This window comes from Roseofilum sp. KMC-1, from assembly GCF_057802075.1.
Window position 1 is genome coordinate 790,149 of sequence record NZ_CM173605.1, and the last position, 25,098, is coordinate 815,246.

22 protein-coding genes are annotated in these 25,098 nt (G+C 44.3%); 11 read left to right on the forward strand and 11 right to left on the reverse strand.

Going from position 1 to position 25,098, the window contains the following annotated elements; all coding sequences use genetic code 11:
* From gltX to AC3FZD_RS03855, 3 genes are read right to left on the reverse strand one after another with little or no spacing between them, the layout of a single operon-like run.
* Positions 1–1,440 (reverse strand): glutamate--tRNA ligase, encoded by a 1,440-nt coding sequence (gene gltX / locus AC3FZD_RS03845; protein ID WP_488738860.1) that lies wholly within the window; start codon positions 1,438–1,440, stop codon positions 1–3.
* Positions 1,441–1,494: 54 nt separating this feature from the next.
* A complete protein-coding gene (locus tag AC3FZD_RS03850) occupies positions 1,495–1,929 on the reverse strand; it encodes an SH3 domain-containing protein (protein ID WP_488738861.1) in 435 nt (144 codons plus the stop codon).
* A 28-nt stretch (positions 1,930–1,957) separates the two neighbouring features.
* Entirely contained in the window at positions 1,958–3,457 is a 1,500-nt protein-coding gene (locus tag AC3FZD_RS03855) for an AAA family ATPase (RefSeq protein WP_488738862.1), read from the reverse strand.
* A gap of 125 nt (positions 3,458–3,582) precedes the next feature.
* Here AC3FZD_RS03855 and AC3FZD_RS03860 point away from each other — a divergent pair, with 125 nt between their 5' ends.
* The 3 genes from AC3FZD_RS03860 to AC3FZD_RS03870 all read left to right on the forward strand — a co-directional run bounded on the left by AC3FZD_RS03860 (position 3,583) and on the right by AC3FZD_RS03870 (position 5,465).
* Complete coding sequence (locus AC3FZD_RS03860) at positions 3,583–3,882, forward strand: hypothetical protein (RefSeq protein ID WP_488738863.1); 300 nt, start codon at positions 3,583–3,585, stop codon at positions 3,880–3,882.
* A 99-nt stretch (positions 3,883–3,981) separates the two neighbouring features.
* Positions 3,982–4,704: a Uma2 family endonuclease gene (locus AC3FZD_RS03865; protein ID WP_488738864.1), complete on the forward strand. Its 723-nt coding sequence runs from the start codon at positions 3,982–3,984 to the stop codon at positions 4,702–4,704.
* An 80-nt stretch (positions 4,705–4,784) separates the two neighbouring features.
* Positions 4,785–5,465, forward strand: coding sequence for a Uma2 family endonuclease (locus AC3FZD_RS03870; protein WP_488738865.1), 681 nt, complete (start codon positions 4,785–4,787; stop codon positions 5,463–5,465).
* A gap of 69 nt (positions 5,466–5,534) precedes the next feature.
* On the opposite strand, the gene AC3FZD_RS03875 is transcribed toward AC3FZD_RS03870, so the two are convergent.
* A complete protein-coding gene (locus tag AC3FZD_RS03875) occupies positions 5,535–7,289 on the reverse strand; it encodes a sensor histidine kinase (protein ID WP_488738866.1) in 1,755 nt (584 codons plus the stop codon).
* A gap of 282 nt (positions 7,290–7,571) precedes the next feature.
* On the opposite strand from AC3FZD_RS03875, the gene AC3FZD_RS03880 reads away from it, so the two are divergent.
* The 3 genes from AC3FZD_RS03880 (at position 7,572) to kaiC (ending at position 10,509) form a co-directional block, all read left to right on the forward strand.
* Entirely contained in the window at positions 7,572–8,486 is a 915-nt protein-coding gene (locus AC3FZD_RS03880; protein WP_488738867.1) for a circadian clock protein KaiA, read from the forward strand.
* Positions 8,487–8,547: 61 nt separating this feature from the next.
* Positions 8,548–8,862: a circadian clock protein KaiB gene (gene kaiB, locus AC3FZD_RS03885; protein WP_488738868.1), complete on the forward strand. Its 315-nt coding sequence runs from the start codon at positions 8,548–8,550 to the stop codon at positions 8,860–8,862.
* Between the two features lie 72 nt (positions 8,863–8,934).
* Positions 8,935–10,509 carry a circadian clock protein KaiC gene (kaiC, locus tag AC3FZD_RS03890; RefSeq protein ID WP_488738869.1) on the forward strand — a complete coding sequence of 525 codons (1,575 nt, stop codon included), beginning with the start codon at positions 8,935–8,937 and terminating at the stop codon, positions 10,507–10,509.
* Between the two features lie 8 nt (positions 10,510–10,517).
* Here kaiC and AC3FZD_RS03895 read toward each other — a convergent pair whose 3' ends face one another.
* The 4 genes from AC3FZD_RS03895 to AC3FZD_RS03910 all read right to left on the reverse strand — a co-directional run bounded on the left by AC3FZD_RS03895 (position 10,518) and on the right by AC3FZD_RS03910 (position 17,232).
* A complete protein-coding gene (locus AC3FZD_RS03895) occupies positions 10,518–13,409 on the reverse strand; it encodes a CHAT domain-containing protein (RefSeq protein WP_488738870.1) in 2,892 nt (963 codons plus the stop codon).
* A gap of 268 nt (positions 13,410–13,677) precedes the next feature.
* Positions 13,678–14,757, reverse strand: coding sequence for a 2OG-Fe(II) oxygenase (locus AC3FZD_RS03900; protein WP_488738871.1), 1,080 nt, complete (start codon positions 14,755–14,757; stop codon positions 13,678–13,680).
* Positions 14,758–15,077: 320 nt separating this feature from the next.
* Complete coding sequence (gene chlP / locus AC3FZD_RS03905) at positions 15,078–16,298, reverse strand: geranylgeranyl reductase (protein ID WP_488738872.1); 1,221 nt, start codon at positions 16,296–16,298, stop codon at positions 15,078–15,080.
* Between the two features lie 223 nt (positions 16,299–16,521).
* Positions 16,522–17,232, reverse strand: coding sequence for a DUF8619 family protein (locus AC3FZD_RS03910; RefSeq protein ID WP_488738873.1), 711 nt, complete (start codon positions 17,230–17,232; stop codon positions 16,522–16,524).
* A 40-nt stretch (positions 17,233–17,272) separates the two neighbouring features.
* Between AC3FZD_RS03910 and AC3FZD_RS03915 the strand changes: the two genes are divergently transcribed.
* From AC3FZD_RS03915 to AC3FZD_RS03925, 3 genes are all read left to right on the forward strand, one after another.
* Positions 17,273–17,779 (forward strand): hypothetical protein, encoded by a 507-nt coding sequence (locus AC3FZD_RS03915; RefSeq protein WP_488738874.1) that lies wholly within the window; start codon positions 17,273–17,275, stop codon positions 17,777–17,779.
* Positions 17,780–17,805: 26 nt separating this feature from the next.
* Positions 17,806–18,141: a rhodanese-like domain-containing protein gene (locus AC3FZD_RS03920; protein WP_488738875.1), complete on the forward strand. Its 336-nt coding sequence runs from the start codon at positions 17,806–17,808 to the stop codon at positions 18,139–18,141.
* A 155-nt stretch (positions 18,142–18,296) separates the two neighbouring features.
* Positions 18,297–18,407, forward strand: coding sequence for a DUF2283 domain-containing protein (locus AC3FZD_RS03925; protein WP_488738876.1), 111 nt, complete (start codon positions 18,297–18,299; stop codon positions 18,405–18,407).
* A gap of 16 nt (positions 18,408–18,423) precedes the next feature.
* On the opposite strand, the gene uvrA is transcribed toward AC3FZD_RS03925, so the two are convergent.
* Positions 18,424–21,264: an excinuclease ABC subunit UvrA gene (gene uvrA / locus AC3FZD_RS03930; RefSeq protein ID WP_488738877.1), complete on the reverse strand. Its 2,841-nt coding sequence runs from the start codon at positions 21,262–21,264 to the stop codon at positions 18,424–18,426.
* A 185-nt stretch (positions 21,265–21,449) separates the two neighbouring features.
* On the opposite strand from uvrA, the gene AC3FZD_RS03935 reads away from it, so the two are divergent.
* Positions 21,450–21,644 (forward strand): hypothetical protein, encoded by a 195-nt coding sequence (locus tag AC3FZD_RS03935; protein ID WP_488738878.1) that lies wholly within the window; start codon positions 21,450–21,452, stop codon positions 21,642–21,644.
* A gap of 3 nt (positions 21,645–21,647) precedes the next feature.
* A complete protein-coding gene (locus AC3FZD_RS03940) occupies positions 21,648–21,902 on the forward strand; it encodes a hypothetical protein (protein ID WP_488738879.1) in 255 nt (84 codons plus the stop codon).
* Positions 21,903–21,955: 53 nt separating this feature from the next.
* Here AC3FZD_RS03940 and AC3FZD_RS03945 read toward each other — a convergent pair whose 3' ends face one another.
* Both AC3FZD_RS03945 and AC3FZD_RS03950 read right to left on the reverse strand, forming a co-directional pair.
* Positions 21,956–23,701 carry a protein kinase domain-containing protein gene (locus AC3FZD_RS03945; protein ID WP_488738880.1) on the reverse strand — a complete coding sequence of 582 codons (1,746 nt, stop codon included), beginning with the start codon at positions 23,699–23,701 and terminating at the stop codon, positions 21,956–21,958.
* A 4-nt stretch (positions 23,702–23,705) separates the two neighbouring features.
* Positions 23,706–25,082 (reverse strand): PP2C family serine/threonine-protein phosphatase, encoded by a 1,377-nt coding sequence (locus AC3FZD_RS03950; protein ID WP_488738881.1) that lies wholly within the window; start codon positions 25,080–25,082, stop codon positions 23,706–23,708.
* Positions 25,083–25,098: the final 16 nt, after the last annotated feature.

A 25,098-nucleotide genomic window follows, 5' to 3' on the forward strand; every position in this document is an offset into this window, starting at 1 on the left:
TTATAGAGTTTGGATCGCTCGTTTGATGCGATCGCCATCTTGTCCTTTTTGATTCCAGAGTAACCAAGATTGGATCAAGTCAGGGCCATGGACTTCACCCGTTAACGCAGCCCGTAAACTCCGCATAACTAAGCCTTTTTTCACCTTTTTCTCTTTGGTGACGGTTTTAATCGCTTCTTTGAGAGTGTCTTCTGTCACTGGTGCGCCCGCAATCGCCGTTAAAAGGGATTCTAGGATCTCTTTGACCCCTTCCTGTTGCAGTTGCTCCCGTGCTTCATCCGAAGAGCTGCTTTCTGGAGTAAAGAACATTTTGCCTAATTCTACCGCATCTGACAACCGGCTTAAACTGGGGCCGATTAAGGCAACGAGTTGTTCTAACCAGGAACGCTCTTGGGAGTCTACATCATAACCAGCATCTTTCCAGAAGGGCACAATCAAATCCGTCAATTGATCGACGGGCAGATGATGGAGATATTGGCTGTTAATCCAGTTGAGTTTATCCCAATCAAATTTAGCACCGGCTTGATTGACGCGATCGAAGCTAAAGGTTTTGGCGGCTTCATCGAGGGTAAAGAGTTCCTGGGTTGCATCCGGGGGAGTCCAACCCAACAGGGTCATATAATTGGCTAGAGCGGGGGCAATATAACCCATCTGACGGAAGTCAGAAATCGAAGTTACCCCATCGCGCTTAGAGAGTTTGCGCCCTTCTTGATTGAGAATTAGGGGAGTGTGGGCAAATTCGGGAACCTGTCCCCCCAAGGCTTCGTAGAGTAAAATCTGTTTGGCGGTGTTGGCGATATGGTCTTCGCCGCGAATCACATGGGTGATGGCCATGTCCATATCATCCACGACTACGGCTAAATTATAGAGGGGTTGTCCAACTCCTCCGGCTTCAGCAGCACGAGCTACCACCATATCACCGCCTAAGTCGCCAGCTTTCCAACTGACCGTTCCGCGGACTAAATCTTTCCAGGCAATGGTGCGATCATCATCGATCTTAAACCGAATCACGGGTTTGCGCCCTTCGGCTTCAAAGGCGGCTTGTTCTTGTGCCGTGAGATGACGATGGCGGTTATCATAGCGGGGAGCCAGACCGGCGGCTTTCTGCTTGGCTCGCATGTCATCGAGTTCTTCAGGCGTGCAATAGCAGCGATAGGCTAATCCCCCATCGAGCAGGGTTTGCACGGCTTGTTTATAGAGATCGAGCCTTTGGGACTGATAAAAGGGGCCTTCATCCCAGGTTAAGCCTAGCCAAGTCAGGCCTTCGAGGATATTATCAGTGTATTCAGGGCGCGATCGCTCTAGATCTGTGTCTTCAATCCTGAGAATAAACTGCCCTCCCAGATGGCGGGCAAACAACCAGTTAAATACAGCCGTTCTGGCTGTGCCAATATGGAGATTTCCAGTGGGACTCGGTGCGATTCTAACTCTGACGCTCACAAAAGTTTACTGTTTCGATACAACGCATGTTTGATTCTAACCGTTAAGCAATAGCTAATCTACCTTCTCCACATTACCCCCTTTCACCCAGGCATCTTGAGAGCCAACCCGGACTTTTTGCCATGCCTTATCGTCGCTCTCTCCAATCACATACAAAGTTTCGTTATAGCCAACCCCCCCAATGGATTTGGCTTCATAGGTAGGGGCATCCCGCAGCATGAGACCATCAGCCCAAGTGACTCTCGCCTTGTAGGCTCCTTCGGGAAGTTCTGGTTCTTTTGGCTTTTGAGGTTGAGCCGGAGTTGAGGGGGCGGCAGAAGTAGCCGGTTTTGGCTCTTCCACCTTTGGAAATTCGGGTTTAGGAGGGGCTGCTGTCAATTTGCCCATAAAATAACGGGCGGTGGCTAATCCACCCACTAACATCAGGGCGATCGCCAACATCACCCCAAAGATGACTTGAAATAATCCAGAAATTAGTCTGCTAACCATAAGGATCGAGATAGAAAAACCATAGGGACTACAAGGGAGGAGTTAAGCCATTTGAACGAGAGGCAAGCCGAGCTTTTCCAGAGGCTGCCCAAGATTGTAACAATTCAATTTGTTCTTGGGCAGTCCGAGCTAAGGGAACAATCTGACTGGCTGCCTCTAGGATATCATCGGTGGTAAAATCCCGGTTTTGACTAAAGCCAATGTGCATGGCTTCGACGATCATTTGTTCAATTTCTGCGCCGGAAAAATCGGGAGTTTCATAGGCGAGGCGTTTTAAGTCGTAGTTTCTCAGACTTTGGGGACGCAACCGCTCAAGATGAACGGCAAAAATGGCTTGTCGTTCTTCTTGGCTGGGCAGTCCCACAAAGAATATTTCGTCAAATCGCCCTTTGCGTAACAGTTCTGGGGGTAAGCTTTGGATATTGTTGGCGGTGGCAACGACAAAAACTGGTGAGGTTTTTTCGCCTAACCAGGTGACAAAGGTTCCAAATACCCGGTTGGTTGTGCCTGCATCTCCCCGCGATCCCATGCCGCTAAAGGCTTTGTCGATTTCGTCAATCCACAAAATACAAGGAGCGAGGGCTTCAGCCAGTTGAATCATTTGCCGGGTTCTGGATTCCGATTCTCCCACCAGTCCGGCAAACAGTCGCCCCACATCTAGACGCAGGAGGGGCAGATGCCAATGGTGGGCGATCGCCTTGGCGGTGAGGGATTTTCCGGTTCCCTGAATGCCCACCAGCAGCAAGCCACGGGGATGAGGCAGTCCATAGGCTCTGGCTTGTTCAGAAAAGGCTCCGCCGCGACGCAGGAGCCAATCTTTGAGGTTTTCTAAGCCGCCAATGTCGGAGATTTGTTCTTGAGCGGGATAAAAGTCTAGGATTTGGGTTTGGCGAATGGTTTGCCGTTTTTCTTCTAAAATCAGTTCTACATCTTCGGGGCGCAGTTGGCCATGGGTGGCGATCGCCTTTCCCAATACCCGGCGAATGCGCTCTAGGGACAAACCTTGGGAACACCGAACTATTTCTTCTAGGAATTCGCGATCGATGGCTTGTCCTAACCCAGCTAATAACCGGCTCACTTCTTCCCGAATTTCTGAACTCTGGGGTAAGGGAAAATCTAGGACGGTAATCACTTCTCTTAAGTCGGTGGGGATGATAATTTCTGGAGAGAGGATCACCAGGTTTTTGGCTTCTGATTTGAGACTCCGGGCTAGATTTCTCAGTTTGCGGGAAATCGAAATATCTTCTAAAAAGCGATGAAAATCGCGGAGGACAAAGATTCCGGCGGCTGTGGGGGGGACTTTCTGGACGAATTCTAAGGCTTGGAGGGGATTGCGACGACCGATACCGCTATCATTGGGATTGCCCTGATAACCCTCGACGAAATCCCAGATATAGACTCCTCGACTGCCGAGATCTTGGGCAGTTTCGGCGATCGCCTTCTCTACCCGTTCTTCTTCAGCAGTCGGGATGTAGATGATGGGATAGCGCGATCGCAGCAGTAGTTCAAATTCTTCCTTAAAACTCATGGACGAAAAGTTGGCGGGTATAGGATACTCAGTTACAAGATCGTAAATTTATAGTATAGACTCCCCTTACCTATTCCTAGCCCCTAGCGCACGCAAAGCGCTGTAATGGTTAATGATGAGATCTTATGACTCAACGTACTTCCCAAAGCATGAACATTAGACCCCTTGCGCCCTATGAAGACCGCTTATTAAACGCCTTAGCCTTTTTCCGTACTCAACGCCAACCGGAAAATCAGGCCCATCATTGTCTGAGTATGTATTTGCGCCAGTCCGAAGCCAGAATCATGGGCGAAGTCGAGTTTTATGCTCGGTTGGTGGGGATGGAACCTTGGCCGTTTCTGGAGTTACTCTATCAAGAACCCGATCGCGCTGAAGCTTTAATTCAAGAAGCTACTGGTTCAGGAGTCAAGGAAATCTTTGAGTAATGAGTCATCTGTTATTCGCTCCCCCCATTCCCCCACAGAGGGCGCAAAGCGCTGTATGTTATCCTCAAAGCAGCAGTGCAAACACTCAGGTAGAAAAAGATGGTACAAGAATTGCTGTCTCAATCGCAAGTTGAAGCTCGACTCTACCCAGACAGTGATGGCAAGCCGATGGCGGATAATACGGTTCAATTTCGTTTAATTACAACTATTGTTGGAGGATTGTCGGCTCTGTTCAAAGAGCGAGAAGATGTATTTGTGGCGGGAGATTTGTTGTGGTATCCCAGAGAAGCAGGGAGGTTAACTATAGCTGAAGAGAGTTTGAATTTCAGGCAAGCACCAGATGTGATGGTTGTTTTTGGAGTGGAGAAAAAAGATAGAGGCTCTTATAAACAATGGGAAGAAGGAAATATAGGGCCTCAAGTGGTATTTGAGATTCTTTCGGCGAGTAATAGTAAAGGAGAAATGGAGGATAAGTTCGAGTTCTACGACTATTATGGTGTGGAAGAATATTATGTCTACAATCCGAAAAAGAATCAACTGCAAGGATGGCTCAGAAGTGGGGGGAGACTAACAGAAATTGCTCAAATGGAGGGTTGGAGAAGTCCGTTATTGCAGGTGAGTTTTAGTACCAGCTCGCAAGATTTGCAGTTATTTACGCCGAGTGGGGAAGCGTTTGGAACCTATGAGGATGTGGTGCAAGAGCGCGATCGCCAACGACAAAGAGCTAATAGTGCTGAATTAGAGCGCGATCGCGCCAAATCCGATTTACAACAGCTACGGGAGAAATTACGACAGTTAAATATCGATCCGGATTCTTTGTAGTTTCACTCTGGGCGATCGCATCAGCTATGCTATCCTCAAAACAAGAATGCAAACTCGATTCAGTATTCAGGTAGAAAAAGATGGTACAAGAATTGCTGTCTCAATCACAAGTTGAAGCTCGACTCTACCCAGACAGTGATGGCAAACCGATGGCGGATAATACGGTTCAATTTCGTTTAATTACAACTATTGTTGGAGGATTGTCGGCTCTGTTCAAAGAGCGAGAAGATGTATTTGTGGCGGGGGATTTGTTGTGGTATCCCAGAGAAGCAGGGAGGTTAACTATAGCTGAAGAGAGTTTGAATTTCAGGCAAGCACCAGATGTGATGGTTGTTTTTGGAGTGGAGAAAAAAGATAGAGGCTCTTATAAACAATGGGAAGAAGGAAATATAGGGCCTCAAGTGGTATTTGAGATTCTTTCGGCGAGTAATAGTAAAGGAGAAATGGAGGATAAGTTCGAGTTCTACGACTATTATGGTGTGGAAGAATATTATGTCTACAATCCGAAAAAGAATCAACTGCAAGGATGGCTCAGAAGTGGGGGGAGACTAACAGAAATTGCGCAAATGGAGGGTTGGAGAAGTCCGTTATTGCAGGTGAGTTTTAGTACCAGCTCGCAAGATTTGCAGTTATTTACGCCGAGTGGGGAAGCGTTTGGAACCTATGAGGATGTGGTGCAAGAGCGCGATCGCGCCAAATCCGATTTACAACAGCTACGGGAGAAATTGCGACAGTTAAATATCGATCCAGATTCTTTGTAGTCAGGGCTTACACATCAAATCTATCAGTAGGGATTGCCTACTTTACCTTCGACTCCACTCAGGGCGCGTTCACTCTCCCTGACTCGCGGCTATCATAATCACTTGTAATAGGGTAGAAATGGCCAAGTCAGAATCTGGAGAAACCAAACAAGGAAAGACCAACAATCCAGGAATTTGATTGGCCATTTCGGTAGTTTCCTGACTGAGGGCGACTAGGGGTAAATAACATAGGGATTCCGATCGCCGCAGAGCCATTAAGTAATCCTGAATATCGTCTAAACCCGCATCATTAAAGACCAAAACATGGGGTTTCCACACCCTGGCTAAGATTTCCGCCTGATCTAGGTCATCAGCTTCCAGAAGGCGACAATCTTGACCTTTTAAAGAGTGGCATCCTCGCACCCATTCTTGATAGGTTCCTTGTTGGGGCGTACCGGGAGATAAACATAAAAGAGTTAATTTTTTCGGTACAGAGGAGTTAATTTCGGTTCCCGAGGGTTGATGGAGGAGTTCGGAGGGTAAGAGCAAGGTAAATTCTGTACCTTGGTTTTCTGTGACGGAACACATCAGATCCCCGCCATGGAGTTGGCAAAGTTGACTGACAATGGCTAATCCTAATTCCCAAGTGGGGTGACTGGAGGAGGAGATCCAAGGGGTAAGATTGACCGGGGCGCTTAAGTAAGGGTTGGTTAACCGAAAGCTTATCCAAAATCCCCCTTGAGATTGGATTTCTAGTTGGAGAGAACCGGATTGGTCGCGGTTCATTGCCCATAGGTTATAGGAGAGGAGCCGATGAATCATTTGTCGCAGCCAAAATTCATCGGCCATCACATCGGTGAGATGGGGATCTCGTATGACTTTGAGGTAGGGGGGTTGGGGCCGGTCTTGCACCAGTTCTTGAAAGGTGGTTAGGGTGCGATCGCAGAACTCAGATAGGTTAATGAGGGATGGGTTTAACAGGATTTCTCCGAGTTCGAGCTGTGTCCAAGTCACCATATCATCAATGACGATCCTCAGTTGTTTTCCTCCTTGATGGATCAAACCTAAGTATTGCTTTTGCCGAGCATCGCTGAGGGAGTGATGGGGATGGGACAGGAGGTTGGATAGGCCTAAAATTGAAGTGATCGGTGTTTTTAGGGCATGGCTAATATAGGCTAAGATCTGGTCTTTCGTTTGGTTTTCCTTGACCAGTTGGGTGATGCGAGTCAAGAGAGATTCAAGTTGCCAGTCTACTGGAGATCCTGGGGATCGCGGGGATGGATTCCCGATTGGGTCTGACGGGGATGAGTAAGAGTGGGGAGAAGGGGGGGAGAAGGGAGGAGAATTAAGACTAAGTTGGTTTTGCCAGAAGATTTGTCCCTCTTGCAATTCCCTAGACCCTGGATGAGGGGAGGCTTTTTGCTCTAAGGAATACTGGAGCAACCGTTGATTATCCAATAATCCGACAAATTCTCTTTCTGGGTTAATTAGGGCATAATGACAGGCGATCGCCGGGTTACACTCTTTGAGTTGTTGCTGGAGTTCGGCGAAATCTAGATCGCTGGAAAAACAGACAATCGTTTCTAAAATGGGTTCTCCAATTTGGTACAATTGGGGATTGATCTTTAATAAAGAGGAAGACTGAATCCCTTGGGATTCCGGTTGTAGCCAATAGGGTAACCACCGGGAAAACTGAATACAGGCGATGGGAAATTGGGCCGGATCTATGACTACGAGACGTTCTTGGTCGGTTAGACTCCATAGCCTTAAGGCCTTTTGGAGCGGAGTGGTTTGTGGGCAAACCACTACTGGAGAAGTAAAAGCTTGGAGCAAAGGAGAGTTCATGAAGTTTAGGTAACCCCAATGTCAGCAACACCCGGTGGCTTCAGTTTAGCCTGAGATCGCTAAGGACTCCCTAACCTAAAATCTGGATCGTTGGCCAGCACTTAGCGAGAGATACTTGTAAGCAAACTGGAGAAATTTCCAGAAACATAACAATTTATTTACAATTAAGTCTAGAATGTTTACATTGATGTAAAGACTGGTAAAACAATTTCCTCGGTTATTCAACCCATACTTTCTCCTGTCGGCGGAGCCGATCCCTGTAGTTTCTTTTAACACCTTGGCGTGCCATCTCAACTGTCTATCTGTATCTTTGTCCGCGCTCTCTCTCTTGGCGATTCCCTGGAACGATGCCTAGAAGACACTCGCCATGCTTGTACTCGTTTATTTTCTGAAGGTGAGTTAATCGAATATGTCGATCAGCACAAGCAGCAAATTGACTGTTTGGTGGTGGAACGGATACCTGAGATTCTAGAACTCTTAGGTAAACTGCGGCAACAAAAAACCTATTTACCCCTAGTGGCGATCGGGCAATCTATTGAAATTCCTCAACCTCTCGAAGTTCCTTCAGGGAATCAAGAAGAGATGGGAACTTCAGCGCCGCTCGATTTGACAGGTATAAGGAGATTATACCATGATGCGGTGTTGGAAGTCGCGGCCAATGAACTCCAAAAAGTGCCCTCAGTCATTAATCAGGCGATCGCTAAATTTCTGGAATTATCAACCACGCAAAAAGGAACCAGCACCCATCAGGGAAATGGGATCGATGCGATCGCCATTCAACACTCCCTTAAACGTCAGCAACGGCGTTTAGCGGAAAAACTCAAAGAACGACTAGGATATCTCGGCGTGTATTACAAACGAGACCCCAAAAACTTTTTCCGTCGTTTATCTCATGAAAAACAACAAGATTTACTGGAGAGCTTAAAAGAAGATTATCAAGATATAATCCTTAGTTACTTCTCTGATGATGAAGCCATCAATTCCAAAATTGATGACTTTGTAAACATTGCTTTTTTTGCCGATATTTCTGTGTCTCAAATCGTTGAAATTCACATGGAACTAATGGAAAAATTTTCCAAACAATTACAGCTAGAAGGACGAAGTGAAGAAATCTTACTTGACTATCGTTTAACCTTGATCGATACTATTGCCCACTTATGTGAAATGTATCGTCGTTCAATTCCTCGCGAATCCTAATCTTGTTAATTCATAGTCCTGAATGACAACAGTATCTAGAACCCATTGACACAGAACAACCATGAGTCCCCTAAAAAAAACCTACATTCTCAAACTATATGTTGCCGGAAACACTCCTAACTCAGTGCGAGCATTAAAAACCCTAAATGATATTCTAGAACAAGAATTTCAAGGCGTTTATGCCCTCAAAGTAATTGATGTCCTCAAAAATCCTCAACTGGCTGAAGAAGACAAAATTCTCGCCACTCCCACCTTGGCTAAAATCCTTCCTCCTCCCGTTCGTAAAATTATTGGAGACCTCTCGGATCGGGAAAAAGTGCTGATTGGACTCGATCTATTATATGATGAACTGCGCGATGATGAAAGTATGGCTTAAAATAGCAATGATCGAGGCTATTCGAGTCTCTCATCATCCCTTTTATTTTTTTAATATAGAGCCATAGAACCTATGAGTACATTTGAGCAAGTTAGCGAACCAGAAAAAACTCCCCATAAAAAACTCACTGGAATTACAAAAATTAGAACCCTGATTGAAGGCTTTGATGATATTAGTCATGGAGGCCTCCCCCAAGGTCGCAGTACCCTGGTGAGTGGGACATCAGGGACGGGTAAAACCATGCTGACCACTCAATTTTTGTATAATGGCATTACCTATTTTAATGAGCCAGGAATATTTGTAACTTTTGAAGAATCGCCTACAGATATTATTCAAAACTCTGCTAGTTTTGGTTGGGACTTACAACAACTCATAGATGAGGGGAAACTCTTCATCTTAGATGCTTCTCCAGACCCAGAAGGACAAGATATTGTTGGCAATTTTGACCTTTCTGCCCTCATTGAACGGCTGCAATATGCTATTCGTAAATATAAAGCCAAGCGCGTCTCTATTGATTCCGTAACGGCAGTCTTTCAACAATATGATGCTGCTTCTGTTGTGCGTCGGGAAATTTTTCGCCTGGTGGCCAGATTGAAGCAGTTGGGTGTCACCACTGTGATGACTACAGAGCGGGAAGAAGAATATGGGCCAGTCGCTCGTTTTGGGGTGGAAGAATTTGTTTCTGATAATGTGGTGATTGTTCGCAATGCTTTAGAAGGAGAAAGACGAAGACGAACGGTAGAAATTCTCAAACTTCGGGGAACTACCCACATGAAAGGAGAATATCCTTTTACCATTACTGATAATGGGATTAATATCTTTCCGTTGGGTGCGATGCGGCTGACTCAACGCTCTTCTAATGTTAGGGTATCTTCTGGGGTGAAGACTTTAGACGAGATGTGTGGGGGTGGATTTTTCAAAGATTCGATTATTTTAGCCACTGGAGCAACGGGAACGGGTAAAACGTTATTGGTGAGTAAGTTTATAGAAAATGCCTGTAAGAATTCAGAGCGGGCGATTTTGTTTGCCTATGAAGAATCTAGGGCGCAACTGTTCCGAAATGCGAATTCTTGGGGCATTGATTTTGAAGAGTTGGAAAATCAAGGTCTGCTGAAAATTCTTTGTGCTTATCCAGAGTCAGCAGGATTAGAAGATCATTTACAGTTAATTAAATCGAAAATTACCGAATTTAAGCCCTCTCGAATTGCCATTGATTCCCTTTCTGCCTTGGCGCGAGGGGTGAGTAATAACGCTTTCCGCCAATTTGTGATTGGGGTGACGGGATATGCGAAACAGGAAGAAATTACGGGTTTTTTCACCAATACTACGGATCAATTTATGGGTTCTCATTCGATTACAGAATCCCATATTTCGACGATTACGGATACGATTTTAATGTTGCAATATGTGGAGATTCGAGGGGAAATGTCACGAGCGATCAACGTTTTCAAAATGCGTGGATCGTGGCATGATAAGGGTATTCGTGAATATGCGATTACAGAACATGGGGCAGAAATTAAGGATTCTTTCCGGAACTATGAAGGAATTATTAGTGGTTCACCCAGTCGAATTTCTGTGAATGAAAAAAGTGAACTTTCTCGGATTGTGCGTGGAGTTCAAAATAAGGATGAAGACGATACTTTATAAAGCTAAGTTTATTTGAGAGAAAGTTGGGCAAAGTGTTCGAGTAATAGGCGGTGGATGAAAATATAGCCACCGCCTACTTTTTGGATAAAAATAAGACGGGTTGTGTAATCGAGGAAGCGAGCATAATTCCAAGGTGTTTTTCCTGAATAATAAAGGACAACTCGCAGGGTAAAGTGTTGTAAGCAGGCAATGCTGCCAGGAGAAAATAGACCGATTAATAAACCGGCGATTGCACCAAATAAAGTGGGATGGCCGACAATTTTGGCTAACACCATTAAGGTTAGGATTCCTAGAGTGGCAAATAGGGAAGCATTACGAGCGCTTAACCAGATCCCTTGATTGGGTATGGTGTGAGTATCGATATCTCCTCCAGTTAAGCCCCTTAATAAGATAAACATTACGCCTAAATTCAAACCGGAAATCCAAAAAATCAATAGCTCTTTAACGTCCATATTTAAGCCATAAATGACATTAAAGACTAAGGCTACGCTTAAAGCATAAAATCCACCCGCAATTAATCCTACCCGCAATCCTGGAATTAGATTGATCCGCATTTTACGCCAAGACCATTTCATTTTTTCTACGGGTTCAATTCGGGGTAAAACCCACATAAAAATAATTCCACCTGCTACTCCTCCCGCGATGCCTAAAATTGAGCCAGAGAGTAGTCCGATGCGACTCCCGGCAATATGGCCGACGCTACAGCCAATTCCTAAAGCACTTAAAACTCCGCCAATTAGGGCAATTAAACTGCAATAGGTGAGTTTTTCAGATTTTTTCTTTAAGCAACTCGGTTGCATTCGCTCGATTAAAAAGACGGTTTGAGAGTCTTTGACCATCCATTGGGCAAGGTTAATTAACCAGGTTTTGGTTTGATGTTTTGTATATAAGTGTTCACCGATTTTTCGGTTAAACATGCGCTCAATATAGGCATTAAATAAATGGGTATGGTACTGTTCTTTGGTCGATCGGGGAAAATCGCTATAGCTCATGCCTTGATAGGCTAGAGCCATGATGTTGAGCATGAGGGGAGATTGGGATAATTCTTGTAAGATGGTATCGTTTTGGATGGCTTGCCGTAATCCTGATAAATCTGAGCCACAAAATTGTAAATACTGTTCAATGCTATCCTGGGTTAGGGGTTGGAGGTAAATGGCGGCTAAGACGCGCAGTTTTTCGGCAAGTCGATCGTAGTCTTTGCGGCGACTACAAATGACGATTTCTAGGGTGCTATGGTGTTGCATAAATTGATTTAAGGCGGTGATACAGGCTTGATGGTTGTTGGTAGCGACTTCATCTAAGCCATCGAGTAGGAGGAGGAGGGCAGAGTCATTGATCCACTGTTGACTGATGTCTTTGGGGATTTGATATTTGGTGTAGAATTCTTGGATGAGCCAGTCTAAAATGGGTTGTTTTTCGCCTAGCCAAGAGGATAAGTTAAAGACGACTGGGATGGGATGATGGGGATCTTGATTGGCTCGATGAATGAGTTGTCGAGCCAGTTCTAGGAGGGTGGTGGTTTTTCCGGAGCCGGGTTCGCCTAAAATAAGGAGCGATCGCCCCATACCTAAAGCGTCAAATTTTTCGATCGCGCAACGGTGAGTTACGGGAACGGGTTGCATTTGCTCGGTGTTTTGCCAAACTAACCCCCAGGGATGGGCGATCGCATCATAACGCTCTTCTATGCCCAATTCGAGTAAAACCTGTCCATGGAGAGAGGCTTCTAAAACTCCTTTTACCCAATAGAGATTAACTTTATTGAGTAAAATTTGACGATTGCGAAGTTCTGAGCGACTTAAACTTGATTCAGGTGTTAGCTCGACTTCGGTTTTGTTCCACACAAGGGGCAAATAAGCGGGATTTTGGAAAATGACGGGTAACCAGGTGGCACAAGGGAATCGATCCTCTAAACCTTGTAGTTTTTCCCTAGCTAATCTTACGGACTCGTATAGGGGGGTTTCTTGGGAGAAGTGATACAAGAAATGCTGTAGAAATTCGTGAGCGATGCGATCAGGGACTTGCTCCCGCATGACGATCATTTGGGGTAAATTGAGAGCGGCTAACTGTTGGGCGAGTCCTAAACCATCGCAGGAGTTGAAAATGGCTAATTTTAAGCTGCGATCGATGCTGCGATTTAAGGCATATTTTAATTGGTCTAAGCTTAAAGTTTCTTGGGGATTGAGTTGAAACTGTCCTCCTGATTCACTGGAACTATGGCCGGCAAAAAAGAAGATATCCCAGGGTTGAGACCAGAGGAGATCGTGGAGTTGGGAAAAAGTGGGGCGTTCTAGATAAGTAATCTGGGCATTGGGGAGGCGGTCTAAACTCTGTCGATCGGAGGCTAAATTTAAGCCGCGATCTTCGCCAAATACGGCTAAAATATTGACTTTTCCCTGAAGAGTGAGTTCGGGTTTGATGCCTTGATAATCGAGTAAACTGAGGGCAATTTCGGCTTTGGGATAGCGCTGCCAAAAGTCCCAAACTGTCCAAGGGAGTCTCTGGAGAATAAAATCTTGAGTTTGGACGATTAGGCGTACCGAGGTGTGGCGATCTAAGGTTTCGAGGATGGCTTCGCGTAAATCGAGCATATTGGGTTGACGTAGCCATTGGTTGAAGTGCGATCGCAGGTTTTCTGCTGCTTCTTGACATTGGGTTTGCGCTTCTGGAATGGCTAAATGGGTGACGGCTAGGGTAGGAATCCGAATCCGAGGATCTAACCCCCCCAAGCGATGGTAAGCTCTCACCCACTCCTGATAGAGGTGGGGTAAATGGGGGGCTGCATCTAAAAATCGGGTCAACTCAAGCTGTGGGGTTCGTCCTTCTTCCCCCAGTTGCAGTGTCACGGGAAAGCCCCGTTCAAAATCCCCAGAGCCAATTTTGAAAACGATGCGTTTACTCACTCCACCCTATCCTGACTACCGATCGCTCTGAGCCGCGATCGCACGGTTGCCACTATTCTAAATCATTCTAGGGTGGGCAGGATATCGCCACGCCTAGAGTCTCTACGTTAGCCGATAGGCGCTTTTCCTTAAAAAATCCCCCCTTTGCACGAGGGAGGATTAGATCAATAGATAACCCGCATAAGGTTTAGTACCTTTTCAACTTGTACAGTAGCTAGTAGAGAGTAAACAGTAGAAAGTTAACCATTGAGTATTTACCATCACCGCATCAGCCTGCTTGTTCAATAAATTGTCGATTCATCTCTCGAATTTTAGCTGCTGCATCATCATACAAGAAAGGCAAGTACGCATATCGAGTTCCAGCAGTCACGGGAGTCGCTTCATGCAATAATGAACAAGAAAACACTACCGCTCCTCCAGCCGGTGCTGTGTAGGTTTGCCGACCAAACTCCGGAAATCTCAGATAGCCTCCTTCGTATTCTCCGGTATTTAGATTCAGAGATACTGCGAATCGACGATGAGCCGTCCCTTTCGTGGTATTATCTCGATGGGGACGGAAAAATCCCTGAGTTTCGCTTTCATAGCAAGCTACGATGTGCCGCTCTATTCGTGTCACTCGAAACTGAAAGGCTTTATGAATTTCTGGAGCTAAACGATCGTGAATCCGAAACATGGCGGCTTTTCGTAAGCCTTCATCAGCAATTTCGCGATCGTGACGACGCTTAAAATTATGATCGTAGACAGGAATAGTCCGTCCATCTTGCTCTCGCATAAACCCTGACTCTTCTCCTCCATGCTGATTGTAATAAGCAATCAGAGCTTGACAAAGTTTAGCCTCAAAAATCCGAGGCACTACTAAAATCGGGGCTTGCACGGCAGCCATGACAGGAGGGGCGATCGGTGGTACTTGTGAGAGAATAGAGATGACTTGGGAGACGTGATGCTCCGGTTCGTTCCCAAAGGGGAGGGCAATCAGTACCCGTAACCGCTCATCCAAAATATAGGTGCATAATTGATAAGTTCCGTCTTCCTCCACTAATTTAAATTGCTTACTCACCTCTTGATTAAAGTCCCACAAGAACCGAATGCCTGGTATTTGTTGTTGTAAGCGAGATTGACGCTGATCTTCAGGATCGATGCTCACGCCAAAAAAGCAACAGGACTCATCATCAAACATTTGGCGATAAGGTGCTAGATCTTGGAGGATTTTTTGACTGACTGGATTGCCAGCAGATCCAAAAAAGCAGAGGACGATATAGCGTCCACCTACGGATTGAAAATGATATCTAGGATTGGTTACAGAAGCGGCTGTAAACCAAGGTGCAGGTTCTCCTGTGCAAAGAAACATCCTTCTGGTTATTGCTAATTTTACAATATACCTCTTGTGTCAATAGAATCAATCCTTCATTCTTAGGCTCTCTCTCACACTGAGAGAGTAACTGAAAGGGTTTCTGCTGTACACATAATAATAGAAATGAAGGTATTCTATGAATTCTACAAGAAGTCTACCGCCTATGATAGACTTCCCATTTATGTGATGGCAACCTTTTGGGGAGAGATTGGTTTTATTTGAAGGTTTGTAGGGATAATCTCAAGGGAATTGAAGAGAATCGAGGGTTGAGAAGCTCCCTTCTTTCTCTAGGGAAAAGAGGGGAGCTTCTATTAAAATTACGGAGCTAAAGCATTACCCCGGAGCAAGCTACCAATGGTTTTCGCGGTAATCTTCATTTGCACTAAAGGATTCGCGGGAACGACCGTTTTATACAAGTAGCTGTCAAAGGTGAGCTTTTGTACATCTTTGTCAGAACACATTTCTACAAAGGCTTCGCGGGTGGCATCGGTACGATAGAAGACCTGTTGTAGGATATCGAGTACCTTGTAGGTGAGGCCATATTTCTTATCCCAGCGTTTGATGTAAACCTTGAGGTCATCTTCCGTGGGAATGCGTTGGCCATTGCTAGAAAACTCGACGATCGCCTCTGCACACATGCGACCGGATTTAGCCGCAAAGTAGATCCCTTCTCCAGAAGACTTGGTTACGGTTCCGGCTGCATCACCGACTAGAGCGACCCGACCACGTACCCGATGGGGACGGGGATGTTCGGGGATGGGGTGGGCTTCTACTTTAATAATTTGACCTCCAAGCAAGCGCTTGGCTGCACGGGCGCGAATTCCGGCTTGGAGTTGTTTAATTTGGGCTTGGTTAACTTTCATGGTTCCCGTACCTACGGCCACATGGTCGTATTTGGGGAATACCCAAGCGTAGAAGTCTGGCGATACATCGTTGCCGACATACATTTCTGCCAGGTCGTCGTAGTAGTTCATCAGATGGTCAGGGAGACGGATGCGTTCTTGGAAGGCGATCGCATAATTATAGTCTCCTGCTTTAATGGCTTTAGCGACTTTGGAGTTCGCCCCATCTGCACCAATAACGACATCAACCTGGAGGGTTTTGGCTACTCCAACCGTACCTCCCTGAGAATGGTCACTATAGTGCAGGGTGTACGGATCGGTATTATTGGTGGGAATTTCCAGTTTCTGGACTGTTCCATTAATTAAGATAGCGCCCAGTTCGGCCGCGCGATCGCGCATAAAGCCATCTAGCACTTCCCGGCGACACATCCCAATATATTCGTCGTCCCGGTCTAAATTAATATCAACTTCTCTGTTCGACGGTGAGATCATTTTCATCTTTCTCACGCGCCGGTCAATAATCTGGGGGGGTAAGTCAAATTCACTTACCATACAGAGGGGAATGGCTCCACCGCAGGGTTTAGCGTTGTCTAGCTTACGCTCAAACAGATAAGTTTCAATCCCTGCCTTTGCTAGGGTCTCAGCAGCGCTTGAACCTGCTGGCCCCGATCCAACTACAGCAACCCTTATACCCAAAGGTTTTCTCCACAATCGTTACACAACACGACTCGAATCCTATCACTTTCTGGGAATGTTCTGGGCCCGTTTGGGGGTAATGTAACTAAACTGCAACAGAGTTTAACACAATGATACGAACTTAGTGAGGACAGTTATAGTTAACATAAATCCATACCTAAGATCGGAAGACACGGGGATAAGGCGAGCGGGTATTCCCCCATTTCCCCGCTCATTACTTCAATTACTCCTGATACCGCTCTTGAGGAATGGGCCGACGGCGCATGGGACGCGGTTCTGAGCGCATAGACTCTCGGCGTAGGGTTTGGCTCACCTCCAAGAAAACATCGCGGCGTAGATAAGGGTAATCACTCACCCATAGGTTAATCTGGGGCAGATAAACATCAGAAATGCGGTTAATCCGGCTTAAGTCGGGTTGACTGGAGATCACCACCATTTCCGCAATCATACCCACATCAATAGCGCGGTATTGGCGACGGATAGGGACTTGAAAACGAGTTTCAAAGCCAGTTTCATCACCTAAATCCAGATTTAAACGCCGTTCGCGGTTTTCAACAATCACCAACTCCCCACGATTATTTACCGTTTCTTCTGTACTGACTAATTCATCGGTGACAAATACATCTAAGACTTCCCCGCGCCAGAATCCGCTATAGGGGAATTTGCGGTATTGGGCATTGCGGCGACTCGCCCAGAAAATCGGCCCCCACAGCCAATAAGTTCCAATCGTAATTCCAATCAGAAAGAAGAATAACTCAAAACTCTCTCCCAAAGCAGAGAGCCGACCAAAGAAGATGACCAGAGCGCCTAAAACTGAGGCCAGTAAGCGTCTGATGAGATCGGAAAACTTGCCCCAACAGAATTTGTATTGATTCCCTGTTCCAATTAAAGGAATCAGTTGTTCAAACCGGCTGCGATTTAAGGGAATAAGCATAGAGTATCGAGCTTGTCCAGTTACCAGCATTTTCCCTATCTTGCCATATTGTTGCGTATTCCTACTGCACGGCGATCGGATTCTGATCTATGATAATGCCAAGTATCAGGGAGTGATGTGGGCAATGGGATCGAGTCGAGAGAATGAGTCTTCAGACTCCCAACGGGATTTTGACCGCCAGATTGCAGAAGCTATCCGGGTTTTGAAGCGCAACGATCAAATGCTCCATAACTTAATGTTAATGGAGTTCTGGTCAATTGTCCGTACCATGGACGAACTTAACTCTGGATTCTGGTCTCAGTATATGAAAAACCATCAGCAGGTTTCCCAGCAACGCCTTAAACAATGGCAAGCCGAAAAAGAGGCATCACAAGCCAAACGTTCTGCCTCTTTTTCTCGGCCATCTTCCCCCTTTGAGTCAGCAGAAGAAGCACAACAAGTCCAACAAAAACTTTCTGAGCGTATTGCTTTATTTTCTGATATCATTGGGGATGAAATTTACCCCAATCGACGGCAAGTCCGAGAGTCTTCCGACGAAAAAAGTTAAGTTATTATTCAAGATACCTCCTTCTGATGATTGAAGAATTTAGTGTAGAAAAATTAGCCAACCTGAGCGCCCAAGAACGAGCCAATTGGCAATTGATTGATGTGCGCGAACCAGAAGAAGTTAATATTGCTAAAGTTGAAGGCTTTGAAGTCTTACCCTTAAGCCAGTTTCAGGAATGGTCAGAGTCCATTCATGCTCGGTTTGACAAAGATAAGCCCACCGTCGTTATGTGTCATCATGGAATGCGATCGCAACATATGTGTCACTGGCTCATGAATCAAGGATTTACCGATCTGAAAAACCTATCTGGCGGCATTGATGCCTATGCTTATTTAGTCGATCGTTCCATTCCCCGCTATTAGATCAATTAAAAATTAAAAATTTTCATGTCGGCGACAGCCGAAAAAATTAAAAATGAGTAATTTTTAGGGTGGGCAGGAGCATAAGCGATTAAATTCAACAATGCTTTTTTTGACCGAAATTTGGGTAAACGATTACAAAAGAAGTCTAATTATCCATGAAGCTTGATTACTATCCAGAAACTGATTCACTGTATATTAAACTTAAAGATATTCCCAGTGTAGAAGAAGTGCAAGTGAAATCTAATCAAAAATTAGTACATCATTAACTGAGAGCTATCTGGGTTATTGATTCTTCCTAGGATCTAGCACTTCTCGCAAATAAAACCCCGTATAAGAGTGAGCATGTTGGGCGACCTTTTCCGGCTCTCCCATGACTACAACCTCACCTCCTTTATCGCCTCCTTCTGGGCCTAAGTCAATAATCCAATCGGAGCAGCGAATCACATCTAAATTATGTTCAATCACAATAATAGAATTGCCCTTATCTACCAAACGCTGTAAAATATTCAGCAATTGATGGACATCATAAAACGAGAGTCCAGTGGTGGGTTCATCGATTAAATAAAGGGTTTTTCCTGTGGCTCTGCGGGATAATTCCGTGGCTAACTTCACCCGTTGCGCTTCTCCTCCAGAGAGGGTGGGGGCAGGTTGTCCGAGATGAATATAACCTAATCCGACATCAACTAAAGTTTGCAAACGGCTAACGGCTTTAGGGATATTTTGAAACACTTCTAAGGCTTCAGAAACGGTCATATTCAAAACATCGGCAATGGAATATCCTTTATATTTCACTTGTAGAGTTTCCCGGTTATATCTAGCGCCTTTACAGACTTCGCACTGCACATAAACATCGGGTAAAAAATTCATTTCAATCACATTTACCCCTTGTCCCCCGCAAGCTTCACAGCGTCCTCCTTTGACATTAAAAGAAAAGCGTCCGGGTTTATATCCTCTAGCTTTAGCTTCGATGGTTTCGGCAAAAATGGCGCGAATGGAATCAAAAACACTGGTATAGGTAGCAGGATTTGATCTTGGGGTGCGTCCAATGGGAGATTGATCGATGACAATGACTTTATCAATGGCATCGAGTCCGGTAATTTCTTCTAATTCTTGGGGAAAGGCAATATTTCGGGTTAAATGATGTTGGAGTGCGGGATAAAGGAGGTCATTAATTAGGGTAGATTTTCCGGAACCAGAAACTCCGGTAATGCTGACCAATTTGCCTAATGGAATTTCTAGATTTATATGCTTGAGATTGTTTTTGTGGGCATTTTTAAGGGTGAGCGATCGCCCATTTCCTTCGCGGCGTTTTTTGGGCGTTTCAATGGTTTGCTTTCCGGACAAATAAGCACCCGTCACAGATAACTCATTATCCAGCAATTGCGCTAGGGTTCCTTGAGCTACAATTGTACCTCCATGAACTCCCGCACCGGGGCCAATATCTACCAAATGATCGGCGCTGCGGATGGTTTCTTCATCATGTTCAACGACAATTAATGTATTGCCTAAATCGCGCAATTTGGTTAAGGTTTGCAGGAGGCGAGAATTGTCCCGTTGATGTAAGCCAATACTGGGTTCATCTAAGACATATAAAACTCCGGTTAAACCGGCTCCTATTTGGGTTGCTAACCGGATGCGTTGCGCTTCTCCTCCAGATAAGGTCATTGCCGGACGGTCTAGGGTGAGATAGTCTAAGCCAACATCGATTAAAAATTGTAGTCTGGCTTGAATTTCTTTGAGGGCGAGTTCGCCGATTTTGGCTTGGCGCTCGGATAGTTGCAGTTGCTTGATTTTGCCTAAACAATCAGAGATAGAAATTTCGGTTAAATCGTGGATGTGATATTGTCCTAAACGGACGGATAAGGCTTCTGGTTTTAGGCGCTTTCCTTGGCAAGTGCTACAGGTTTTATCGATTAGATAGGGTTCGAGTTTCTGTTTTTGTAAGTCGGAGCCGGTTTCATGGTAAATGCGATCTAAAATGGGAATGACTCCTTTAAATCGGGCATGATAACCGGAGACTTGGCGATAGTCGGATTGGGGTTCGAGATAGATTTCTTCGGTTGTGCCATGGAGGATGATTTCTTGTTGTTCGGGGGTGAGTTTTTTCCAGGGTGTGGTTAATTCAAAATGGTAGGCTTCTCCCACACTGTCGAGCAAGGATAAATAGTAGGTGTTTTCTTTTTCTGCCCAGGGAGCGATCGCCCGCAATAGGGGAGCTTCTGGATCGGGAATGAGCAGCGCTGGGGAAAATTGGCGATGACTCCCTAACCCGTGACAGTCGGGACAAGCGCCATAGGGAGAGTTAAAGGAGAATAATCGGGGGGATAATTCTTCCATGAGTGCGCCATGTTCGGGACAGGCAAAGTTTTCGGAAAAGAGGAGGGTTTCGGGGTCTGTATCGCTGATAATTTCAATCATGGCCATCCCTTCTCCGTGGTGGAGGGCGGTGCTTAAGGAGTCGGTTAGGCGCTCTTGTAATCCGGGTTTGATGATGAGGCGATCGATGACGATTTCGATGTCATGTTTATGGTTTTTTTCTAGTTCAATATGATCGGAAATTTCTTGGACTTCGCCATTAATTCGTACGCGCACAAATCCTTGGGAAGCTAAACTAGAGAGGAGCTTTTTATGGGTTCCTTTTTTGCCGCGTATGACAGGAGCGAGAATTTGGAAGCGGGTATGGTTGGGAAGTTCTAGGATGCGATCGCACATTTGATCGATGGTTTGGGGAGCGATGGAGCGATCGCAAATGGGACAATGGGGTTCTCCCGCACGACCAAACCACAAGCGCAAATAGTCATAAATTTCGGTCACTGTCCCCACCGTAGAGCGGGGGTTATGGGAGGTGGATTTCTGGTCAATAGAAATGGCTGGACTTAGCCCCTCAATGCTATCGACATCAGGTTTATCCACCTGACCCAAAAATTGCCGCGCATAGGCACTTAAGGACTCTACATAGCGCCGTTGACCTTCAGCAAAGATGGTATCAAAAGCGAGGGAGGATTTCCCCGATCCGGACACCCCAGTAAAGACAATGAGGCGATCGCGCGGTAATTCCAGGTCGATATTCTTGAGGTTATGCTGTCTTGCTCCTCGGATGCGGATGGTCTTGTCTTCGGTCATGGGCAATGTAGGACTACATTTGAGGTATTGAGTATTGTAGCGTGCTTGGACATGACGGCTAACTTTTGAGCGTACCCCATTCTCTTTTTATCTGAAAATTAGGCTAACATCTAAGTAGGGGCGAACGGCCGTTCGCCCCTACAACCATCTACCATATCTTAATTAATCTTAATTAGAAGAACTATATGTATCAAGATCCAATTGTTGAGGAAATCCACAGAATTCGTCAAGAGTATTCTGCCCTATTCAATCACGACCTAAAAGCGATCTTTGCTGATTTGCAAAAGCAGCAAGCAGAAAGTGGTCGAGAAATTGTAGATTTATCAGATAAAAAGCATGACAGACGGTTAGAGTTAGTAAATGAGATAGATCGAGGATAAACAATGCAACATCAAGAGTTTCTAAGTGATTTTTTAGCTCTCCCTCCTGAAGCACAAACTCAAGTCATCAGGCTGATAGAGTCTTTGAAAGAGAAGTATAAAGATGCTGAATCTACTTCTTCATCACTGAATGCTGATCTCACAGATGATGAGTTTATTGGCATGTGGCGCGATAATGCTCCGCATCGCTCACGCGATCGCCAAGAATTAGGAAATAGGAGTTGGCTAAGAAATTTGCGAGAGAATGAGTGGTCATGAATCCAAGCTACTCGGATCAATTCCCAATTCCCTCAGTTTTTTAGCAAATTTTGCTACTTAGATTCTAAGTTTCTAATAGCTTCCCAATCAAACCTTGGGGAATTTGTATCCTCTGATTTATCCTCTAAGTCATTAATTCTTCTTTCCAAGCGTTCTAATTGATTGCTTAATCCACTTTTTTCTTCCCTAAGATTTTTGTTTTGTTTACTTAAGCTCTCAATTCGTTGTTCGCCATATCTTACTTTATTTTTGAGATCTTGATTGTCCTCTTTTAAATTTTCAATCTCTTCGTCTCTATCTTGCAATTGTTCTTGTAGCTGTTGGACTCGATATTCTAAAGTGGATATTTCCCCAGAAAGTGAAGACTGTTCCTGCTCTAAGTGATTGATTAAATTTTGATTCGCTATGTAAACAAAAGACTTTTCATCTTTTGTCATATTTCTAAAATTATCAAATTCCCAAGATACTCGTGTTTTAATTTCTCCAAACTTCAGCTTAACTCGATCTAATCTAGAATATTCACTAGAGGGTAATGCTGTGTTTTCAGGTAAAAGTGGACTTAAATTCAACTTCTCTTCTTGAAGCTTCCGCTCAATCTGTTGTTCAAGTTCCTGTAGTTGCTGATACTGGTAATAAGAGAAGAAACCCAGAACAGTTGTAGTTAAGGTTGAAATCACTCCAAGAACAGCTAAGGTTTTTATCCCAATAGGTTTAGCTGGTTGTGGTGGCGGTGGTGGTGGCGGTGGCGGTGGTGGTGGCGGTGGTGGTGGTGGCGGTTTTCCCAAGCTAGTAAATACGTCATAGCCGTTTAGCGTATTTTTTCTTTCGCACCAATAACATTTACCATAGGTTTTACTATACTTGTGATTAATTTCAACTGAGCAGTCAGTTAACTCTTGAATTCCTAACGTTAAAGCATTTTTCCAATCTTCTGCGGTTGGTCGAGCATAGGGCTGTTGATGACCATCATCAAAGCATTTATGAAAAAGTCTTTTGATTTCAGGATGAACAATGCTGAGAGGCATTGAAAATGAAGATGGGGCTAGTTTAGAATTTTTACCATAAACCCAGTGCCCACCATGAATTAATGTATCAATATCAGGATGGTCACCAGTTCCCCGCCATTGTCCTAAAAATGGGTGGGAACCAAAAAGCAATTGCCAAATAATCACGGCTAACCCAAAACGGTCTTGAATTTCAGAGCGATCTACTTTCTTAAAGTCAACATTAAACATTTCAGGAGGTGTAAATTCCCCTGATCCCATAGAACTGCGATAAATATTCAACGTTTTTGGATCGGTAATTTGAAAAGAATCGGTATCAATGATCGAAGCTTGCGCTCTATCATTAACCAAAAGATTGTGAGGCTTTATATCACATATAACATAGTTTTTCTTGTGAAGTTCATAAACGATATTTGCAATATTATAAGCTGTAATATGAAGATAATGCCAGTTAAATCCTGATGCTCTTTTGTTTCTAAGTTTAGGATTATACACCTCTATTAAAGTCATAGAATTCTTTATTTCCGGCATCAGAAAACCAACTGGTTTCCTAGATTCATTTTCAAGCACACATTGTGGCCATGCGATAGCAACATGACCTTGCAACTGGGTCGATGGTGGATTGTCTACCATGACATTCAATTTTTGTATTTGCTCTGAATTTATACTTTTTTTATATTCCTTTGCCAAAAAACCTGGCTTGTTGGTTTTCCAAATAATTCCTTCTCCAGCCGATGCGATCTCTTTAATTAATTCAATTGTTTCGCCATTTTTTTGACATTTTAAGACACGCATTACTTTAATTACTCCTAAAAATAGGAACTATAATGAATGTAAATACACAAAGATTCACTAAAAATAAGGTAACAACTTTTCTAGCAATTCCTATATCTAGCTTTGCAGTCAAATGTAGATTAGCTAAAATTGAATCATTAATCAAAATAATGGAAATTAATGTCATTAATAATGCAATTGTTGCAGCGATACATGAAGTTCTTATGAGATCCTTTTTTAATACATTTTTGATGCTAAATGTTTCAAGAACTTTTGACTTATTTATATCGTGCTTATCCAACTCGTAAACTTCAATTTTTTTAATCGACATAACTTGCTTTTTATATCCATCAATAGACTCCTCGATTATCTTGATCAATCTCCCATCTATTGGTGACTGATTTGATTCAAGAAAAATACCTATTTTTGTGTATGGAGTTTTAGTAGATTTAGTAGATAATTTAACATCATAACTAATACCCTTATTTTTCAGATCGCTTGCTATTAACTTTGATAATTCTTTGGTAAATTGAGTTTCTGGCGATCTAGTTTCATTTCTATAACTGTCTTTAGTTAGTGTTTCTTGAATTTGTTTTCGTGTTTCAGTAGAAGGGCTATTGCCATAAATACATAAAAGCAATGTTTTATCATCATCTGTTTTTTGATTGAGCTTATTTGTATTTAGAGTGGCACGTATTGCATCTTGTTTTTGAGGTAAACTTCTCTCTGAGAACATACATTGTTCGAGAGGGCTAAAAAAACCTGGATAAGGCTTCCAGTTGTCACGTTTAAGTAAGGCAATATTTTCTACTCCATCAGTTGCTGCACAAATGAATTTGTATTGGTTGGATCGGACATCTGTTTGCATCTCCTCGATAGCACAAGATTCCGTTACGGGTGTTAATTCATTGACATATCCACTTTTATCTGGTCTAAATAGAAGCTCATACTCTTCATCAGTGTTGCTTGGAGAATAGGGACGTACTACGATTGAGCCATCACCAACTTGCATAGCAGCCAGCCAAGTCGGTGTAGCGATAAATGCAAGCAATGTACAAGCTAACTCATCAACCAAACAGTTTTGCTGATGAGCCAGCCTTTCAAGCTCCTGCTGAACGATAATGACCAGATCTTGAAACATTTTTCTGGCACTTCCTTGCTCTGGTGGCCGGTTGTTAGATGTTAACTCTAACGCAACTTTAGAGAGTTGCACCAAGGCTATTTCAACCGCTTTTTTAGAGCCTAATTCTGAGCGGGAAGCACTTCCTAAGCCATCAGAAACAGCACCAATGATTACTGTACCACTAGATAAAATTCGATAGTTTCCATAATCTTGACAAGGAATTCCTTTTTGGATGTGTTTCGTCCCTATTTCGCTACAGCCCACAGCTTGCCATTGCATAATTGACATTGAACCT

What these genes read in the sequence shown, in the direction of transcription:
- AC3FZD_RS03950 (WP_488738881.1), bottom strand. Translation starts at nt 25,082, where the DNA reads ATGCAATGGCAAGCTGTGGGCTGTAGCGAAATAGGGACGAAACACATC.
- AC3FZD_RS03945 (WP_488738880.1), bottom strand. Translation starts at nt 23,701, where the DNA reads ATGCGTGTCTTAAAATGTCAAAAAAATGGCGAAACAATTGAATTAATT.
- AC3FZD_RS03940 (WP_488738879.1), top strand. Translation starts at nt 21,648, where the DNA reads ATGCAACATCAAGAGTTTCTAAGTGATTTTTTAGCTCTCCCTCCTGAA.
- AC3FZD_RS03875 (WP_488738866.1), bottom strand. Translation starts at nt 7,289, where the DNA reads ATGAACTCTCCTTTGCTCCAAGCTTTTACTTCTCCAGTAGTGGTTTGC.
- kaiB (WP_488738868.1), top strand. Translation starts at nt 8,548, where the DNA reads ATGAGTCCCCTAAAAAAAACCTACATTCTCAAACTATATGTTGCCGGA.
- AC3FZD_RS03850 (WP_488738861.1), bottom strand. Translation starts at nt 1,929, where the DNA reads ATGGTTAGCAGACTAATTTCTGGATTATTTCAAGTCATCTTTGGGGTG.
- AC3FZD_RS03870 (WP_488738865.1), top strand. Translation starts at nt 4,785, where the DNA reads ATGGTACAAGAATTGCTGTCTCAATCACAAGTTGAAGCTCGACTCTAC.
- AC3FZD_RS03925 (WP_488738876.1), top strand. Translation starts at nt 18,297, where the DNA reads ATGAAGCTTGATTACTATCCAGAAACTGATTCACTGTATATTAAACTT.
- AC3FZD_RS03910 (WP_488738873.1), bottom strand. Translation starts at nt 17,232, where the DNA reads ATGCTTATTCCCTTAAATCGCAGCCGGTTTGAACAACTGATTCCTTTA.
- kaiC (WP_488738869.1), top strand. Translation starts at nt 8,935, where the DNA reads ATGAGTACATTTGAGCAAGTTAGCGAACCAGAAAAAACTCCCCATAAA.
- AC3FZD_RS03920 (WP_488738875.1), top strand. Translation starts at nt 17,806, where the DNA reads ATGATTGAAGAATTTAGTGTAGAAAAATTAGCCAACCTGAGCGCCCAA.
- AC3FZD_RS03900 (WP_488738871.1), bottom strand. Translation starts at nt 14,757, where the DNA reads ATGTTTCTTTGCACAGGAGAACCTGCACCTTGGTTTACAGCCGCTTCT.
- AC3FZD_RS03855 (WP_488738862.1), bottom strand. Translation starts at nt 3,457, where the DNA reads ATGAGTTTTAAGGAAGAATTTGAACTACTGCTGCGATCGCGCTATCCC.
- AC3FZD_RS03860 (WP_488738863.1), top strand. Translation starts at nt 3,583, where the DNA reads ATGACTCAACGTACTTCCCAAAGCATGAACATTAGACCCCTTGCGCCC.
- AC3FZD_RS03935 (WP_488738878.1), top strand. Translation starts at nt 21,450, where the DNA reads ATGTATCAAGATCCAATTGTTGAGGAAATCCACAGAATTCGTCAAGAG.
- uvrA (WP_488738877.1), bottom strand. Translation starts at nt 21,264, where the DNA reads ATGACCGAAGACAAGACCATCCGCATCCGAGGAGCAAGACAGCATAAC.
- AC3FZD_RS03865 (WP_488738864.1), top strand. Translation starts at nt 3,982, where the DNA reads ATGGTACAAGAATTGCTGTCTCAATCGCAAGTTGAAGCTCGACTCTAC.